12 protein-coding genes and 1 pseudogene are annotated in these 15,176 nt (G+C 51.1%); 5 read left to right on the top strand and 8 right to left on the bottom strand.

The genetic code is table 11. The features are described 5' to 3' along the window. Positions 1–23 precede the first annotated feature (23 nt). Complete coding sequence (locus B156_RS0127100; RefSeq protein ID WP_018622949.1) at positions 24–452, top strand: hypothetical protein; 429 nt, start codon at positions 24–26, stop codon at positions 450–452. 10 nt (positions 453–462) lie between these two features. Continuing rightward, positions 463–873 (top strand): hypothetical protein, encoded by a 411-nt coding sequence (locus tag B156_RS0127105; RefSeq protein ID WP_018622950.1) that lies wholly within the window; start codon positions 463–465, stop codon positions 871–873. Here B156_RS0127105 and B156_RS0127110 read toward each other — a convergent pair whose 3' ends face one another. Both B156_RS0127110 and B156_RS0127115 read right to left on the bottom strand, forming a co-directional pair. Continuing rightward, entirely contained in the window at positions 874–1,917 is a 1,044-nt protein-coding gene (locus B156_RS0127110; RefSeq protein ID WP_018622951.1) for a galactitol-1-phosphate 5-dehydrogenase, read from the bottom strand. It abuts the gene before it with no gap. A gap of 137 nt (positions 1,918–2,054) precedes the next feature. Next, positions 2,055–3,641, bottom strand: a complete 1,587-nt coding sequence (locus B156_RS0127115; RefSeq protein WP_018622952.1) for an McrB family protein — start codon at positions 3,639–3,641, stop codon at positions 2,055–2,057. A gap of 149 nt (positions 3,642–3,790) precedes the next feature. On the opposite strand from B156_RS0127115, the gene B156_RS0127120 reads away from it, so the two are divergent. From B156_RS0127120 to B156_RS30125, 3 genes and pseudogenes are all read left to right on the top strand, one after another. Continuing rightward, positions 3,791–4,888, top strand: a complete 1,098-nt coding sequence (locus B156_RS0127120) for a serine hydrolase domain-containing protein (RefSeq protein ID WP_018622953.1) — start codon at positions 3,791–3,793, stop codon at positions 4,886–4,888. Between the two features lie 535 nt (positions 4,889–5,423). Then, positions 5,424–5,636, top strand: a complete 213-nt coding sequence (locus B156_RS0127125; RefSeq protein ID WP_018622954.1) for a hypothetical protein — start codon at positions 5,424–5,426, stop codon at positions 5,634–5,636. Between the two features lie 74 nt (positions 5,637–5,710). Then, a pseudogene (locus B156_RS30125) lies at positions 5,711–6,040 on the top strand (type II toxin-antitoxin system VapC family toxin); the annotation flags it as partial. Between the two features lie 49 nt (positions 6,041–6,089). Here the strand turns inward: B156_RS30125 and B156_RS0127135 are convergent. The 6 genes from B156_RS0127135 to B156_RS0127165 form a co-directional block, all read right to left on the bottom strand. After that, positions 6,090–9,218 carry an efflux RND transporter permease subunit gene (locus B156_RS0127135; RefSeq protein ID WP_018622956.1) on the bottom strand — a complete coding sequence of 1,043 codons (3,129 nt, stop codon included), beginning with the start codon at positions 9,216–9,218 and terminating at the stop codon, positions 6,090–6,092. Between the two features lie 2 nt (positions 9,219–9,220). Further along, positions 9,221–10,297, bottom strand: coding sequence for an efflux RND transporter periplasmic adaptor subunit (locus B156_RS0127140; protein ID WP_018622957.1), 1,077 nt, complete (start codon positions 10,295–10,297; stop codon positions 9,221–9,223). Positions 10,298–10,378: 81 nt separating this feature from the next. Continuing rightward, a complete protein-coding gene (locus B156_RS0127145; RefSeq protein ID WP_018622958.1) occupies positions 10,379–11,632 on the bottom strand; it encodes a TolC family protein in 1,254 nt (417 codons plus the stop codon). A gap of 95 nt (positions 11,633–11,727) precedes the next feature. Continuing rightward, on the bottom strand, positions 11,728–13,095 hold the full coding sequence (locus B156_RS0127150; RefSeq protein WP_018622959.1) for a sensor histidine kinase: 1,368 nt from the start codon (positions 13,093–13,095) through the stop codon (positions 11,728–11,730). Positions 13,096–13,315: 220 nt separating this feature from the next. After that, entirely contained in the window at positions 13,316–13,885 is a 570-nt protein-coding gene (locus B156_RS0127155) for a type 1 glutamine amidotransferase domain-containing protein (RefSeq protein WP_018622960.1), read from the bottom strand. A gap of 376 nt (positions 13,886–14,261) precedes the next feature. Further along, positions 14,262–15,125: a sugar phosphate isomerase/epimerase family protein gene (locus tag B156_RS0127165; RefSeq protein ID WP_018622962.1), complete on the bottom strand. Its 864-nt coding sequence runs from the start codon at positions 15,123–15,125 to the stop codon at positions 14,262–14,264. Positions 15,126–15,176 lie beyond the last annotated feature (51 nt).

The following is a 15,176-nucleotide window of genomic DNA, read 5'->3' on the forward strand; positions in this document are numbered from 1 at the left end:
TCTACTTGAAAAATGGCTTATCAATGAAACAAATTTTGCTCTTTTTGCTGATAACTGCACTGGTGGGCTGTCAAAAAAAGGACGTTGACCCTACGTTGCCAACGAATGATGCGCTGTATAAAACGTGGCTATTGACGCAGATTCTGCGTGATAATCAGTTTATGGACTACACGCAGAACAAATTCGTGGTCACGTTCCCGCGTGACGGTAATCTTCTTGGGAGCCAGCCCCCAACCAGTGTGGCCTCGTGCTGCTCACCCATTGCTTTTGAAGGAACCAATACGACAATCCGGTTTATCTGGGCGTCCCGGTCGGCTCCCGTATGTGCTCTGGTGCTTTGTGCGCTGTCACCACTGGCTGGGGATGTGACATGGCGAATTGCCACCCTGACCAATTCATCGCTGGTGCTTACGGCTGGGAAGACGATGTTAGTATTTGAGGCTAAACCTTGACGAACGGGCCATGAAAAACGGATTGATTATAGTTGTTCTGCTAACCACCCTTTTCGGAGGTTGTCAGAAGAATACCGACATCGGCCCGGCTGATTTGCTATACCAGCGATGGCATCTTGACCGGGTAAAACGCTTTGGCGATAATTCGTGGATATCGTACGATACGGACGGTTACTATGACACTGAATATCGCCAGGATGGTACACTGATACACAGGAAAAATGGGGTCGTCCAGTCAGCATCCTGCTGTGTGGCCAAGCGTTATGAGCGGAGTGGTACCATCATCCACTATAGCGATTTTATAACCTGCCCCACTGTTTTTTGTGCCCCTGCCCAAAAGGCTACCATTACCCTGTTAGGTGATAACCTGCTCGAATTAAATGATGGGCAGCGAATTGCTCAGTATACCTCCGTAAAGTGATTACGGTTTCAGTACCACCTTTATCAATCCCTTTTCTTTGGCGTAGAGCCGTTTAAACCAGTCGGCCCCTTCGGACAGCGGTACCTCGGCACTCAGGATGGCTTCGACGTTTATCCGGCCCGACGAAATCAGGCTTAGGGAGGCTTCGTACTCGCCATTGATGGCGCAGGAACCCTGCAACCGCAATTGACGGGTAACGATGGCCTGCAACGGTACCTCGACTGTTGGTGCCAGATTTCCGACCAGCGTGATAGTGGCACCCTTCCGAACGCAGTCGATGGCGGTTTTTACGGTTGGTCCGGCACCTACCACTTCAAACGCAATGTCGGCTCCACGCCCGTGTGTGAGGGCTTGCACCTGGTCGGCCATGTTGCCGTTCTTAGCGTTGAGCGTATGGGTAGCCCCGAGAGTTTTTGCCAGGGCTAGTCGGTCATCGTCCAGATCGATAGCGATGATAGTACCGCAACCCGTCAGTTTCAGGGCCTGAATCACGAATAACCCAATCATACCCGCCCCCACCACAACGGCCGAATCATTGACCTGAATAGGAGTCAGGCTAACGGCGTGCAGGGCTACCGCCACCGGCTCCACCAAAGCGGCCTGGGTAAAACTGACATTCTCCGGAATGGCGTACAGGATGTGGTGCGGTACGGTGACAAACTCAGCAAAAGCACCATTTCGCTTGAACCCATCTTTACCCGTCCCGGTCGAAACGCCCACTACTTCCCGGCCATCGCTCAGGTTGTACTGGCCCCGGCGGCTGTACCAGTCATCCAGTTTATACACGGTGGAGTCGAAGGTGACCCGGTCGCCGGTTGCCCAGTGCTGAACATTGCTGCCTACTTCGGCAATGATGCCGCTGGCTTCGTGGCCCATGACGATGGGCGGCACCCGTCGGCCACTGCTGCCATCCATTCCATGCACGTCGGAACCGCAAATGCCGACGGCCTGGACCCGAACCAGCACGTCATCAGGACCGATAGTTGGCTTAGGTAAATCCTGTATTTCCAGGTGATTGTATTCTGTGAGAACGAGGGCTTTCATTGATTTTCGGTTTTCAGTTAATAGTTTTCAGTTTATAGTAGCGCGGTGCAGTCTTATAGCTGGCGTATGATTGGATCAGGAACGCATCGCGCTACCGTAACAACGGGCCACCGTAATCATAAACTGAAAATCGTAAACTATTTACTATAAATCCTGACAAACGCTTCTGTCGGTATCTGGTTGTACTCACTCCGCTGTAGGTATGGGTTCACTTCGTACGTTATCAACTCATCCAGCAGATCGGGTAACTCACCAAATAGTTTGCCGGCGGCATTGGCCGTATACTTCTTTTTTACCCAGACAAGGCGTTGCTCCGGCTCTTTCCCCCAGGCCGGATTATCGCCGAGAACGAGCTGGATTTTGGCCCAGTCGTTAAAGAAATACTCTTGCAACAGCGGAATAATCCGATCCCGAAACGCTTCGCAAAGGTCAGCATGCGTCTGTACGTTTGTCAGGTAAGCATGGCCAATCTGATGGTCGCGGTCGAGAAGGCACTCGATTCGGTCGTTGATGATTCGCAGGAGTTGGGCCAAATCAATGCCATCGACCTCACCCAATACGGATAGGTCGGGTGGCATTTCCCGGAAGGAAAACCGTCGGCGCAGGGCTACGTCCAGCAAAGCGATGGACCGATCAGTCGTATTCATGGTCCCGATAACGAACAGGTTAACCGGCACGCCAAATCGTTCCTGCGAGTAGGGGAGAGTTATCCAGAGTTCCTGTTCGGCTCCCAGTCGTTTGTCCGATTCGAGCAGGGTAATCAGGTCGCCAAATACGCTGGCGACGTTGGCCCGGTTCACCTCGTCGATGAGCAGGTAATGAGTGGGCGCGCGTCGTAGTTTCTGACTGCGATTCTCCGGAGAGTCATTCAGGCAGTCGGCCAGGGTGCCGTATCCCGCCTGCTGAATGGCCGTCAGGCAGGCCCGGTAGAAAATGCCTTTACGGATTCGATACGTAATTTGCCCACTAACTACTTCGGGCCGGATACCCTCGATAAATTCCTCGTAACTGTACGACGGATGGAACGTAATGAGCGTGGAATTTTCGTTGCGCAGGTACGGCTGCAACGCGAAGGTTTTCCCCGTTCCGGGCGGGCCAAACAAAATCAGATTGTGGGGCTGATTGGGTAATTCAGGCACTAAATCGTATTCCCCTTCCGGCTCCCTAACCTGGTTGTCGTTCACGAGCCGTTCGCCCAATGAGGGGTCGTCGGCCAGGCGGATGAGGTCGCTTAGAAACGCTTCATCTTCGGCCGCCTGATACACCTCCCCATTGTGCCGGGCGGAGTGAGGCCCCCGTTTGGCCGTTTCGACCAGTTCGGCCAAGCAGTCCTGCCAGCATTTCTGCACCGCGGGCTGATACAATAAATGAGCGTTCGACTGGCCAATAACGACGGCGACGTAGTTCGACTTTTCGCTGATCCGGCCAAAGTCAATTTCGTCGAAATGTTCCAGTTGTTCCTGACAGGATTTTTTGATGGTGAGCCAGAATTCCGGTTCACCCCGGTGCGGTTTTACCAGACGCAGCGCCCAGAAAAAGTTGATGTTGGCTGTAATCGCTTTCTGGTCTTTCCGGACGGTAAACGCCAGCCGTGCATCGCCATTGGGCAGGTTGACGATGTCGATCAACTCCTTTAATAACCCAAAGAATCGCCGGATAGCTTCGGGGTGGTCAATATCGCGAATGCGGTCAATAAGGGGTTGTTGCTGGGTATCGGTAAGCACAGAGAATACGTCAGGTCGTTTGCGAAATTACGGTTTTTTTTCGGTTCCCGTTCAACAGTATAATCACCCGGTGCTCAACCTGACTATGGCTCGTTTAAACCTTTTGCGGTTACTAAAATCCAAGTCCCGCCAACTACCTTTTTATACGTATGAGTTACAAATGGTTACTTTTTATCTGGGTTTTTGCACTGACTGCCTGTAAAAAAGACAGTAGCAATGGGTCGACTCTGATTAACCCGAATCTGTATTTTCCACCGTCCAACTCAGCCACCTGGGAAACCGTAACACCGGAGTCGATGGGCTGGAATGTGGCGAATATCCCGGCTTTGTACGATTATCTGCGCTCCACCCAAACCCGAGCGTTTCTCGTTACCCAAAACGGGCGCATTGTGCTGGAAGCTTACTTTGGCAATAACCTGACCAATACCGCCCCCTTCGACCAGAACAGCCAGTGGTATTGGGCTTCGGCGGGTAAAACGCTGACCGGATTTATGGTGGGCAAAGCGCAGGAAGAAAAACTTCTGTCCATCGATCAGAAAACGGCCACCTATCTGGGCGAAGGCTGGACATCATTGCCGAGAGCCAAAGAGAATCTGATTACGATAAGGAATCAACTCACTATGACTACCGGGCTGGATGATGGCATACCCAACAACGACAACACCAGCCCGGCAAGCCTACTGTATAAAGCGGATGCCGGTACCCGCTGGGCGTACCACAACGCTCCTTACACGCTACTCCAAAATGTAGTTGGCAAGGCGGTAAACCAACCGTTTGAGCGGTACTTTGCGGATAAACTGGCCAGTAGAATCGGTATGGATGGGCAATGGCGGCAGATTGATGCTAACAACGTATTTTTTTCGACGGCCCGGAGCATGGCCCGTTTTGGGTTGCTGATGGCGAATGGAGCCAACTGGGCGGGTCAGCCCATTCTGGCCGATACGGCCTATTACACTTCTGGTATCAACACCTCGCAAAATCTGAATAGCAGTTATGGCTATCTGTGGTGGCTGAACGGTAAATCGTCATACAGGCTTCCCACTACGCAGACCATTTTCCCCGGTCCGCTCACGTCTAATGCTCCTGCCGACATGATAGCGGCAATGGGTAAAAACGGGCAGTTGCTGAACATTGTCCGTTCCCAAAATATCGTCATGGTCCGTATGGGCGACTCGCCCGATAATTCGGAAATAGCCCCCGTCTACCAGAACGAAATCTGGAAATGGCTGAATACTGTGATAAAATGACGTTGATTTACGGCAGCAGGGTTTTCTACTAGTGTGACGTGGCGTCGGCTTCTAGTCTGTTGACTCCTGTCATTGCATTTGAGTAGCAATGAATGCCAACTATTTCAGTTCACCTACTACTAAGATACAGATTACGTTAAATAGCGGCTAATACGTACTACGTCGGCAAACACACCTGGTAGCGTTACCTACCCATCAGTGCCGCGATGCTCATTCGCCCGGATGCACTACATTCGTAAATGTCAGAGTGAAGGTATCAGGTTGACTACACATCATGACGCAAAGGTATGGGTGGCGCAAATAATGCGGCAACGGTGTTTTGATCAGACAACTTCAACGAATAATCCCTAACGGCAGGTGTGTATATGTTCGACAACCGAAACGTCGGCCCGGCGAAGCGTCGGACTGGATGTCCTGCGTCCATAGCCATGACACCAAACCCGAACGTATCGTCCGCAAATTCCTCCACGCGCACAGTCCGGAACGCCGGTTCGATCCGGTAATAAATTCGTAATCTTACTGAAAACCAATTTGTATGCTGACCACTATTGAAGGAACCTACGAAGATGGCCAGATTATACACTGGCACGAAACACCACCGGCCAAAAAAAAAGTGAAAGTGCTGGTTACCTTTCTGGAAGAGGAAACGGAGAAAAAACAGCCCCGTCGGGGTGGAAGTATGGCGGGAGAGGTCTGGATGGACGATGATTTTAACGCTCCTTTAAACGACCTTAGTGACTATATGTGATGCGCTTATTAATTGACACACAGATTCTAATCTGGTTTCTTGAGGGAAACAGGTAACTTCCGGAAAAACTACATAATCTTATCCGTGACGCGAGCAACGAAGTGATTGTTAGCAGAGCCAGTTTATTTGAGATAGCTATCAAATTGAAGATTGGTCGCCTGACGCTCAAACGGGGCCTTGAGGGGTTGATTCAGGACTGCCAGACTGAGCATATTAAGCATATCAGTGTGTTGTCAATTAATGACCAACATGTACTGACCTATAATAAGATTCCTTTCTACGCTGACCACCGCGACCCCTTCGACCGGCTGTTGCTGGCTACGGCATTGGCTGAGAAAATACCCATACTTTCAGCAGACGGGGAATTCAGCCGATACCGCGATCTTGTCGAAGTCATCGGGTAGTGGAATAGCCATAATCCTGATTGACAGTGCCTGAAGAATACCCATCCCGCTACTCCTCAACCAGTACCCAGCGTTTTTCCTTCTTAGCGGTCTCCCGACGGTAGAATATGCGGTAGATAATCGGAAAAATGAGCAGGGTCAACACCGTAGCCGTAATCAGTCCGCCAATGACGACGATGGCCAGGGGCTTTTGGGTTTCGGAGCCGATGCCGGTAGATACGGCGGCTGGCAATAGCCCAATGGCCGCCATTAGGGCCGTCATCACCACCGGCCGGATGCGGGAGAGAACACCTTCCCGAATGGCTTCATCGAGGGGCATTTTGGCCTGCCGGTTCTTGTTGAAAACGGTAATCAGAATAACGCCGTTCTGCACACAGATGCCGAATAGGGCAATGAACCCCACCCCCGCCGAAATACCGAAGTTCATGCCCGTTATGTGCAGGGCCAGGATACCGCCAATGAGCGCAAAGGGAACGTTGATGAGCACCAGTCCGGCGTCTTTCACATTCCCAAACAGAATAAACAGAATCACGAAAATAGCCGCCAGACTCATCGGTACCACCTGCCCCAGCCGCTTGGTAGCCCGGACCTGATTCTCAAATTCACCCGTCCAGTTTACGGAATAGCCTTTGGGGAGATTTTTCAGGGTTGCATTGACCCGCTGCTGGGCATCGGCAATGGTGCTGCCCAGGTCACGTTCCCGTACGGAGAACTTGACCCCAATAAAGCGTTTGTTGTTATCGCGGTACACGAAAGCGGGGCCCGTTACTTCGCGGATGGAGGCTATCTCCCGCAGCGGGATTTTGCTGCCCCGCAGGGTGGGTACCATCAATCGCATGATGTCTTCTTCCGTGCGTCGGTAGCTTTCGCCGTAGCGAACCCGGATGTCGAATTTACGTTCGCCTTCGTACAGAATCGAAGCTGTTTTACCACCAATGGCCATCTCGATAACGGCCTGCACATCGGCGGTGGAAACACCGTAGAGAGCCATTTTACGGTCGTCGAACAGAACACTGATTTCGGGCTGACCGATGTTTCGCAGAATACCCACGTCTTTTACGCCCGGCACATCGCGGATAGAGGCCAGCACGGTGTTTGCCAGCTTGTTGAGTGTGTTGAGGTCATCCCCATATATTTTTACGGCGTTACTGGCATTCATCCCCGCCACGGCTTCGGCTACGTTGTCGATAATGGGCTGAGAATAGTTGTAGTTGATACCCTGAAACTGCTTCAATCGCCCGTCCATTTCCTCAATGAGCTGATCGGTGGTTATGTTCCGTTTCCAGTCGTCTTTCGGCTTCAGGTTCACCTGCATCTGAACGTAGTAGAATCCCGATGGGTCGGTGCCATCGTTGGAGCGACCCGTTTGCGATAGTACGCCGTTCACTTCGGGGAAGTCCATCAGCTTTTGCCGGAGCACCCGCACCATACTCACCGTCTGGTTCAGGGATGAACTCATGGGCAGTTTGGCCTCCACCCACAACGCTCCTTCGTTGAGTGTCGGCAGAAACTCCGTACCCAGCAGGGAAGCCGACAGGAAGGTAATGGCCATGAACGCGACCGAAGCCAGCAGGCTGAGCCGCCGGTTGTTGAAGCAGGCGGTGAAACCCGCCATCACAATCCGGTTGAAGAAATTGACCAGTGGGTTATTCCGTTCCCGCACATTCTTGCGGAGCAGAATAGAACACAACAGCGGGACCAGCGTCAGGGTAAAGAGCAAGGCTCCCAGCAGGGCAAAACCCAGCGTCCAGGCCAGGGGGGAGAACATTTTTCCTTCCACTTTTTGAAAGGAAAAAATAGGCAGCAAGGCCGTAATGATGATAAGTTTGGAAAAGAAAACGGCCTTTCCCAGTTCACCACCGGTCTTTTTTATCAGTCCCAGCTTCGACATTTTATTGAAGCGGGGCATTCCCACCTTATGGGAAAGGTGGTCGAGCGACACGAAAATGCCCTCGACCATGACGACGGCCCCGTCGATGATGATACCAAAATCAACCGCTCCCATCGATAGTAAATTGGCCGACATGCCACGAAGCCGCAGACACATAAAGGCAAACAGCAGGGCCAGCGGAATGATAATGGACACGATAACCGTTGTTCGCCAGTCGGCCATGAACAGGAATACGATAACGGTAACCAGGATAATGCCCTCGGTGAGGTTGTGCAGGACCGTTTTGGTGCAGAAGCTAATCAGGTTATCCCGGTCGTAGAAGGTTACCATCTTCACATCGGAGGGGAGAATACGGGTGTTTAGCTCGTCAATCTTGTCTTTCACCCGTTTCAGCACTTCGCTCGGATTTTCGTTCTTCCGCATTACCACAATGCCTTCCACTACGTCGTCGTCGTCGTTAAGACCCACCTGCCCCACGCGTGGCAGGTTCGATTCCGCTACGTCGGCCACGTTTTTTACCAGCACCGGATTACCATCCAGATCCTCCACAATCAAGTTTTCAATATCCTGTATGGAGGTGAGCAAACCAATGCCCCGCACCACATACGCCTGACCATTGCGCTCGATCACATCGCCCCCCACGTTGATATTGCTACGCGTAACGGCCTGATAAACTTCCAGCGGGGTAATGTCGTACTTGGCTAACTGTGTGGGATTAACACGGATTTCGTAACTCTTCTCCCGACCACCAAAGGCCACCACATCGGCTACCCCCGATACGGAACGAAGCTGCCGGTCGATAACCCAGTTGTGGAGGGTAAGCAATTCGCGGCTGTCGCGGGAGGGGGACTTTAGGGTAAACCGGAAAATTTCGCCCGTGGGGCCGTAGGGCGGCTGCACATCGGGGTCAACACCATCGGGCAGGGATACCGTCCGGAGCTGGTTATTTACCTGCTGCCGGGCAAAAAAGTCATCGACATCGTCCTCAAAAATGATTTTGATGATGCTCAACCCGAACATCGTGATGGAGCGGACGTTGGTTTTTCGCTGTACCGAACTCATTGAGATTTCAATGGGCACGGTCACGAAGCGCTCAATTTCCTCTGCCGAACGGCCATTCCACTCAGTTACCACAATGATTTGGGTATTAGTAACGTCGGGAAAAGCTTCGAGGGGTGTGTTGAGGTAACTCACGATACCGGCTATGATGAGCCCGAGCGTCATGAAAACAATGAAGAAGCGGTTCTTTAGTGAAAAACCGACGATATCACGGATGAATTTGTTCATGGTTAGTCGTTGATAGCGTCGTAGACCAGTAGTTGATTTTTGGAAATAACGCGTTCGCCGGGTTTCAGACCTGATTTGACGTAAGCCACATCACCTATGGTTTTGAGGACGTTCACTTCGCGGGTTTCGATGTCGGATCGGCCCCGGAATATCATAACGTAGTACTTCGACTGGTCGAAAATGATAGCCCCGCCCGGTATAGTGGTCATGGTGCCACCGTCTTCGTAACGAAGCGTAACGGTCGCGTGCATTTCGGGCCGGAGTTTCATGGCCTTGTTATTAAGCCGGATGCGGACCGTCATGGCCTTCGTGCCGGGGTCTAATACCGAATATATTTTGTCAACTTTCCCTTTAAAAATATCGTCCTGATAACTCAGCGTCTGAATGCTGGCATCCATACCCAGGCGCACCCGGCTAATGTCGCTTTCATTGACGTTGGCCAGCACCCATACTTCGCTGATCTGCCCAATGGTGAACAGATTACCCGCATTGTCGGAACGGAGCTGCATGCCCCGGTTCACATTTTTCTCGATTACGTATCCGTCAATGGGGGCTTTAACGGTGTACATGGACGCTTTGCCAATGCCGTAAATCTTGGACACCTCCTGCACCCTGTTGGCTTCGGCCTGCGCTTTTTCTACTTCTTTCTGAGCGGCCACCACTTCGCGCTGCGAGGTGAGTTTGGTTTCGAACATATCCTGAGCAACGCGCAGATTTTTCTCGGCCAGCAGCAGGTCCGAGCGTGCCTGGATAGCCTGTCGCTCGATGTCTGCTACTTCTCCTGAGCGGATAGACGCCAGCATCTGTCCTTTGTGGACGTAATCGCCCAGTTCCACTTTTACCTCTTCTACGCTGCCGCCAACCAGCGGAAATACCTTGATGACCCGGTTCTCGTCGGCCATTACTTTACCCACCAGGGTAAGCTCGCTACGAACGGGCTGCATCACCACACTGTCGAGTTGAATCCGGTGCATCATCGTATCCGACAGCATAAATGCTTTTTCCTCTTCGGGCGCTGGTTTGGGGCCGCAGGCAAAAAAAAGAGTTAAACTGCTGATTACTAAAAATATGTATTTCATGTACTGTGGTGCCGGTTGGACCACCGGCTGGATAAAAATCTGATTTTGTACGGGTATTTGCTTTGTGCCGGAAACGAAAAGCTATCTAAACAATTCGGTACCAACGAGGTAATTGAGTTCTTCATAAGCCCCAATCCGGTCGGCTTTCAGGCGATTTAGCTGGCGAATACTGTCGTTATAGGCTTCAATCAAATCGACAAATTCGATGAGGGTGATGTTACCTTTCTGAAAACTAGCGATAACGCCCTGGTTCAATTCATCGAACTGAGTTGTAAAAGAGCGTTCGACAGCTTGTACCTGCCGTTCCACCTCCCGTACCTTTTGCAGGGACGTGGCTACGTCATTACTAATCTGAATGGCTTTCTGACGCTGCAAGTGACTCTGATAATTAATTTGACCTCGGGCCGCCCGAATGGCACCCTGATTCCGGTTGAAAAACGGGATGTCACTCGAAACAGACAGGCCAACATAATTTTGAATGTAACTCCCTGCCTGGTCATAGGTACCTCCCACGCGCAAATCCGGTGTGGCCAGTGCCCGCTGTAGGGTATAGTTCAATTCGGCCTGCCGGGTTAGTGATTCTGATGCCCGTAGGTCAGGCCGGTTGCGGAGGGCCATCTGCCGAAGGGTATCGTCGGGTTGCGTAGGCAGGCGATACCGGGGCAGGGTTTCGTCGGCAACGCGCGGGCGAATGGGCTGGTCGACAGATAGCAGGGTTCGTAAGGCCCGCTGGTCGTCGGCCAATTGGAAAATAATTTCGGTACGGTCGTTATTGACCTGAAACAGTAACGCTTTAAGCCGGAGTAATTCCCTAAGCGAGACGTTATTCTTTTCGTACTGTTTTTCATAGGCTGCCACGGTCGTCAGGAGGGTGGCAATCTGCTGATTGAACCGGGCCAGGGTTTGCTGCTGGAAAAAGATAGAGTAAAACCGGCTGCGTAAGTCGAAGCGTAAACCGCGTAGTAAATCCAGTAACTCGAGTTCTGTCAAACGGGCGGCTTCAGACGCGAGAGCGATGCGTTTATTTCGTTTGCCGGCGGTGTACAGGAGTTGCTGTACCGAGATGATTTTTTCGCCCTGTCGCCCAACATCCAGTACCCGTCTGGTTTCATTATTATAGGCACTCAGTTCCAGCGATACCGTTGGATTCTCGTACAAACCGGCTTGTAGAATCTGCGCCTGACTGGCATCAATCCGAAAGCGCTCGGCCAGCAGAAACAGGTTGTTTTTTAAAAACAGGCTATCGGCCTGCCGAAGCGTAAGTTGAAGCGAATCCTGCGCCTGGGAACTACGAGTGAACAGAAAAAAGAAAAAGATAGTGATTAACAGCCGCATGAGTAGGAAAACAATGGGCTACAAAGGTCACTGATCTACGCCTGATAGTAGATTATAGGAGGTTTAAAAAAAGATTAGAAAAAGATTAGAATGAGTTACACATGGGGCAGCGAAACGGTAAATGTACTACCCATACCCGGTGTACTATCAACGGTCAGGGTACCCTGATGCAGGTCAATTAGTTTGGCTGAGATGGATAAACCAATACCAAAACCCTCGTAGCCCAGTGCATTCTGCGCGCGGTAAAAGGGTTCAAAGATACGCTGACGATCTGCGTCGGTCATGCCGATTCCCTGGTCACTAATGATAATCTGGCATTGTGTGGCATCGGTACTGATTTTCACTTGGGCCGTATGATCGTCCGAATATTTGCAGGCATTGTCGAAGAGGTTCAACAGCACCTGTTTTAACAGTTCTTCGTTACCTTTCACAATAGTTTCCGTTTCGGAATCGGGAATGTTTTTGTAATCTATCTCAATTCGGTAAGTCGGTTTGGCATCCATCAATTCATCTTTTGCCGTGAAAACGATATCGTCGATACGCACGGGTAAAAAGGGCATCTGATTGCTCGTTTCCAGGGTGCGGGCCAAAAAAAGCAGGCTATTGGTCAGGTCAATAAGCCGGTCCGTGTCCGACATCAGGTTTTGGAGAACGGCTTCGTGCTCGGCAACTGTCAACGGTCGGCGCAGACCCAGTTGAATTTCCGATTTCAGTGCGGCCAGGGGCGTTCGAAGTTCGTGCGAGGCATGCGACACGAAACTTCGCTGCTGTTCAAAAGCCTGATACAGTCGTTCCAGCACATCGTTAAAATTCATGGCCAGCCGGGCAATCTCATCCTGCCGATTGCCCTCATCCAGCCGTTGCTGGAGGTTGCGGGCCGTGATGGTTGACACCTGCTGATTAATCTGACTGATTGGCTGCAATGACTGCCCGGCAAAGAAAATGCCCAGACATATTGTAATGCCAATTCCCGCTACTAACCCCCAGCCCAGCGTTAGCTGAAGGTTAGCCAGTTTACTTCGGCCAAACTGGTCATAAGCGGAGGCAAGCACCACAAAGTCACGGTCATTCTGTCGGTACAGTAAGCCTATGAGTTCATTTTGACCACTGTAGATTTCTACATCTTTCTGATTCCGAACTTCGTTGAGCAAAGCAGTCTGGTAGTGAATGACCTGGTCATCGACGCTCGCATAAATGAGTCGGTTTTGGGCGTCAAAAACCAGTACCTTCTCCTCGAACAGGGATGTTAACGTGTTATGGTCAATGATTTTGAGCAGCTCTCTATCCACTTCTTTTACCTCGGTCAGAAAGCGAACGGTGGTGCGGGCTTTGTTTTTCAACCGATCATAAAACTCTTCCCGCCGGTAGGTAGCTGATACAATGTAGACCAGAACCGAAAAAATGATTAGGATAGAGGCCACAATCAGCGAGAACTGAAGCGCAATTCGGTTACGAATAGTCATTCTTTCACGGGTTGGAAGCGAGGAATTTCGAAAGTCGGCGGAGCAGGCGTTCGCTACTTTTGATGGGCTAATATACTAAAAACGCCCCCTTCCATCTGAGCGGTCTTTGGGGGTGTCATTCCTGCTACCCGTTGGGCCATGCCCGAAACTCAACCCGCTCAATCAAAAATCCCCGCTTACAAGCCTGTAAGCGGGGATTTTTGATTGAGCAAATGTACGCCTAAGCGTGCTGGCGTTCGTGTTTGCCTTCCCGAATTTCTTCGATCATTTTCCTGTTGAAGGCCGGAATGTCGTCGGGTTTACGACTGGTTACCAGTCCCTGATCAGTTACTACTTCTTCATCAACCCAATTGGCACCGGCGTTTTTCAAATCCGTCTGAATGGATGGATAGGAGGTCAGTTTACGGCCTTTTACTACGTCCGCTTCAATAAGCATGATGGGAGCGTGGCATATGGCCGCTACCGGCTTTTTCGCTTCGAAGAAATGGCGGACAAATTGCACCGCTTTTGATTCGGTTCTGAGTTTGTCGGGGTTCATCACCCCTCCCGGCAATAGTAATGCGTCATATTGAGCAGGATCCGCACCGGACAGCGGAAGGTCGACCGGGAAACTGTCGCCCCATTCCGTTTCGTCCCATCCCTTCACATCGCCCCCTTTTGGAGCAATCAGGTGCGTAATAGCACCGGCGTCCTGCAAGGCTTTGCGTGGCTCGGTCATTTCGACCTGCTCAAAGCCATCCGTTAGTAGAATAGCGACTTTTTTACCCTGCAATTGTTTGTCCGTGTTCATGTTTCGTTGAGTTTTGTTTTACGTTACTTACTCTATTACAACAGTCGGGAATTGGAGATTGTTATCAATTTAGGGCATGCGCTGCGTATTTATCTCCCGATTTGGTTTTGATTTTTCCCCCTTGGAAAGTAGTCCCGATTCGGTTTTCGGCATTAATAAAAGTGAGTGGGGAGTGGTAGCTTCGGTTGCCGTCGACATTGTATTCGGCCCAATTGGTATCGGGTACAACTGGTGGACACATGAAGCGGGTGGCGATACCGACTATCGTTGCCAGACTGATCAGCTATTTCGTGGCTCAGGGCTAGCTGATACCAAACTAATTGTGGTGGCAGATTCAGTAATCTGCCACCACAAAAGAGAAACGGGATGGGCCTTTCTATTGCTTCAGGCTTTTGATATAGGCAATGCTTTTCGGCATTTGCTCGTATTCTTTGTTGCTTTCATCCTCAATGTAATAATGCTTGACACCAACTTTCTTCCCCAGGCGTATAATCTCCGGAATGTTGACTTGACCATCACCCAGGGTTACGTCGTTCTCAGCGGGTGTTCCGCCGGTCAAATCACCTTTTATACCTTTTTTGAGGTCTTTCAGGTGCATCAGTTTAAAGCGGCTGCCGTATTTATTCAGTAGCGCAACCGGGTCGGCTCCCCCGTGTTGTGTCCACAGAATATCCATCTCGAAGGAAACATACTTCGGATCGGTGTTTTTAACGATGTAATCGAAGAGCGTACCGTCTTCGTGCGGCTGGAATTCGTAGCCGTGGTCGTGGTAACAGAAGGTCAGGCCGTTTTCCTTCAGCACTTTGCCCACCCGGTTGAAATCGGCGACGGCTTTTTTGGCATTTTCGAGGTTAAAATTACCTTTCTGATGCGGAATCCAGGCGACCATCACGAAGGAAGCACCCAGTGCTTTCGCTTTGTTAACAGTCTCCATCGGGTCTTTAACAATCTGCTCGTAACCGGAACCGGTCGACGAAATGGTGATGCCCCGCTCATCGCACAATTTTTTGAATTCGGTTTCCGTCATTCCCTTGGGCGCACCCGCTTCCATATCGGTGATGCCTAGTGCCTTGATCGTGTCCAGTGTCGCAACAACATCTTTAGGGAAACTGGCCCGGTACGTGTAGGCCTGGACCCCGATGGGGAAAGTGTACAGGGATTTGCCTTTCTGAGCCACGCTATCGGTCAGGCTAAAAGCAACCGCGATGGCTAAACAGAACGGGAAAAGGATTTTATTCATGGCTATCGGTTTGTGTTTCGTTGGGGCTATAAGGCTATTTCGGGGCGTTTT

The sequence above is a fragment of the Spirosoma luteum DSM 19990 genome, from assembly GCF_000374065.1.
GTDB lineage: Bacteria > Bacteroidota > Bacteroidia > Cytophagales > Spirosomataceae > Spirosoma > Spirosoma luteum.

Bases quoted from the DNA above. Each gene is read 5' to 3' on its own strand.
- B156_RS0127100 (WP_018622949.1), top strand. From the start codon at position 24: ATGAAACAAATTTTGCTCTTTTTGCTGATAACTGCACTGGTGGGCTGT.
- B156_RS0127105 (WP_018622950.1), top strand. From the start codon at position 463: ATGAAAAACGGATTGATTATAGTTGTTCTGCTAACCACCCTTTTCGGA.
- B156_RS0127110 (WP_018622951.1), bottom strand. From the start codon at position 1,917: ATGAAAGCCCTCGTTCTCACAGAATACAATCACCTGGAAATACAGGAT.
- B156_RS0127120 (WP_018622953.1), top strand. From the start codon at position 3,791: ATGAGTTACAAATGGTTACTTTTTATCTGGGTTTTTGCACTGACTGCC.
- B156_RS0127125 (WP_018622954.1), top strand. From the start codon at position 5,424: ATGCTGACCACTATTGAAGGAACCTACGAAGATGGCCAGATTATACAC.
- B156_RS0127135 (WP_018622956.1), bottom strand. From the start codon at position 9,218: ATGAACAAATTCATCCGTGATATCGTCGGTTTTTCACTAAAGAACCGC.
- B156_RS0127140 (WP_018622957.1), bottom strand. From the start codon at position 10,297: ATGAAATACATATTTTTAGTAATCAGCAGTTTAACTCTTTTTTTTGCC.
- B156_RS0127145 (WP_018622958.1), bottom strand. From the start codon at position 11,632: ATGCGGCTGTTAATCACTATCTTTTTCTTTTTTCTGTTCACTCGTAGT.
- B156_RS0127150 (WP_018622959.1), bottom strand. From the start codon at position 13,095: ATGACTATTCGTAACCGAATTGCGCTTCAGTTCTCGCTGATTGTGGCC.
- B156_RS0127155 (WP_018622960.1), bottom strand. From the start codon at position 13,885: ATGAACACGGACAAACAATTGCAGGGTAAAAAAGTCGCTATTCTACTA.
- B156_RS0127165 (WP_018622962.1), bottom strand. From the start codon at position 15,125: ATGAATAAAATCCTTTTCCCGTTCTGTTTAGCCATCGCGGTTGCTTTT.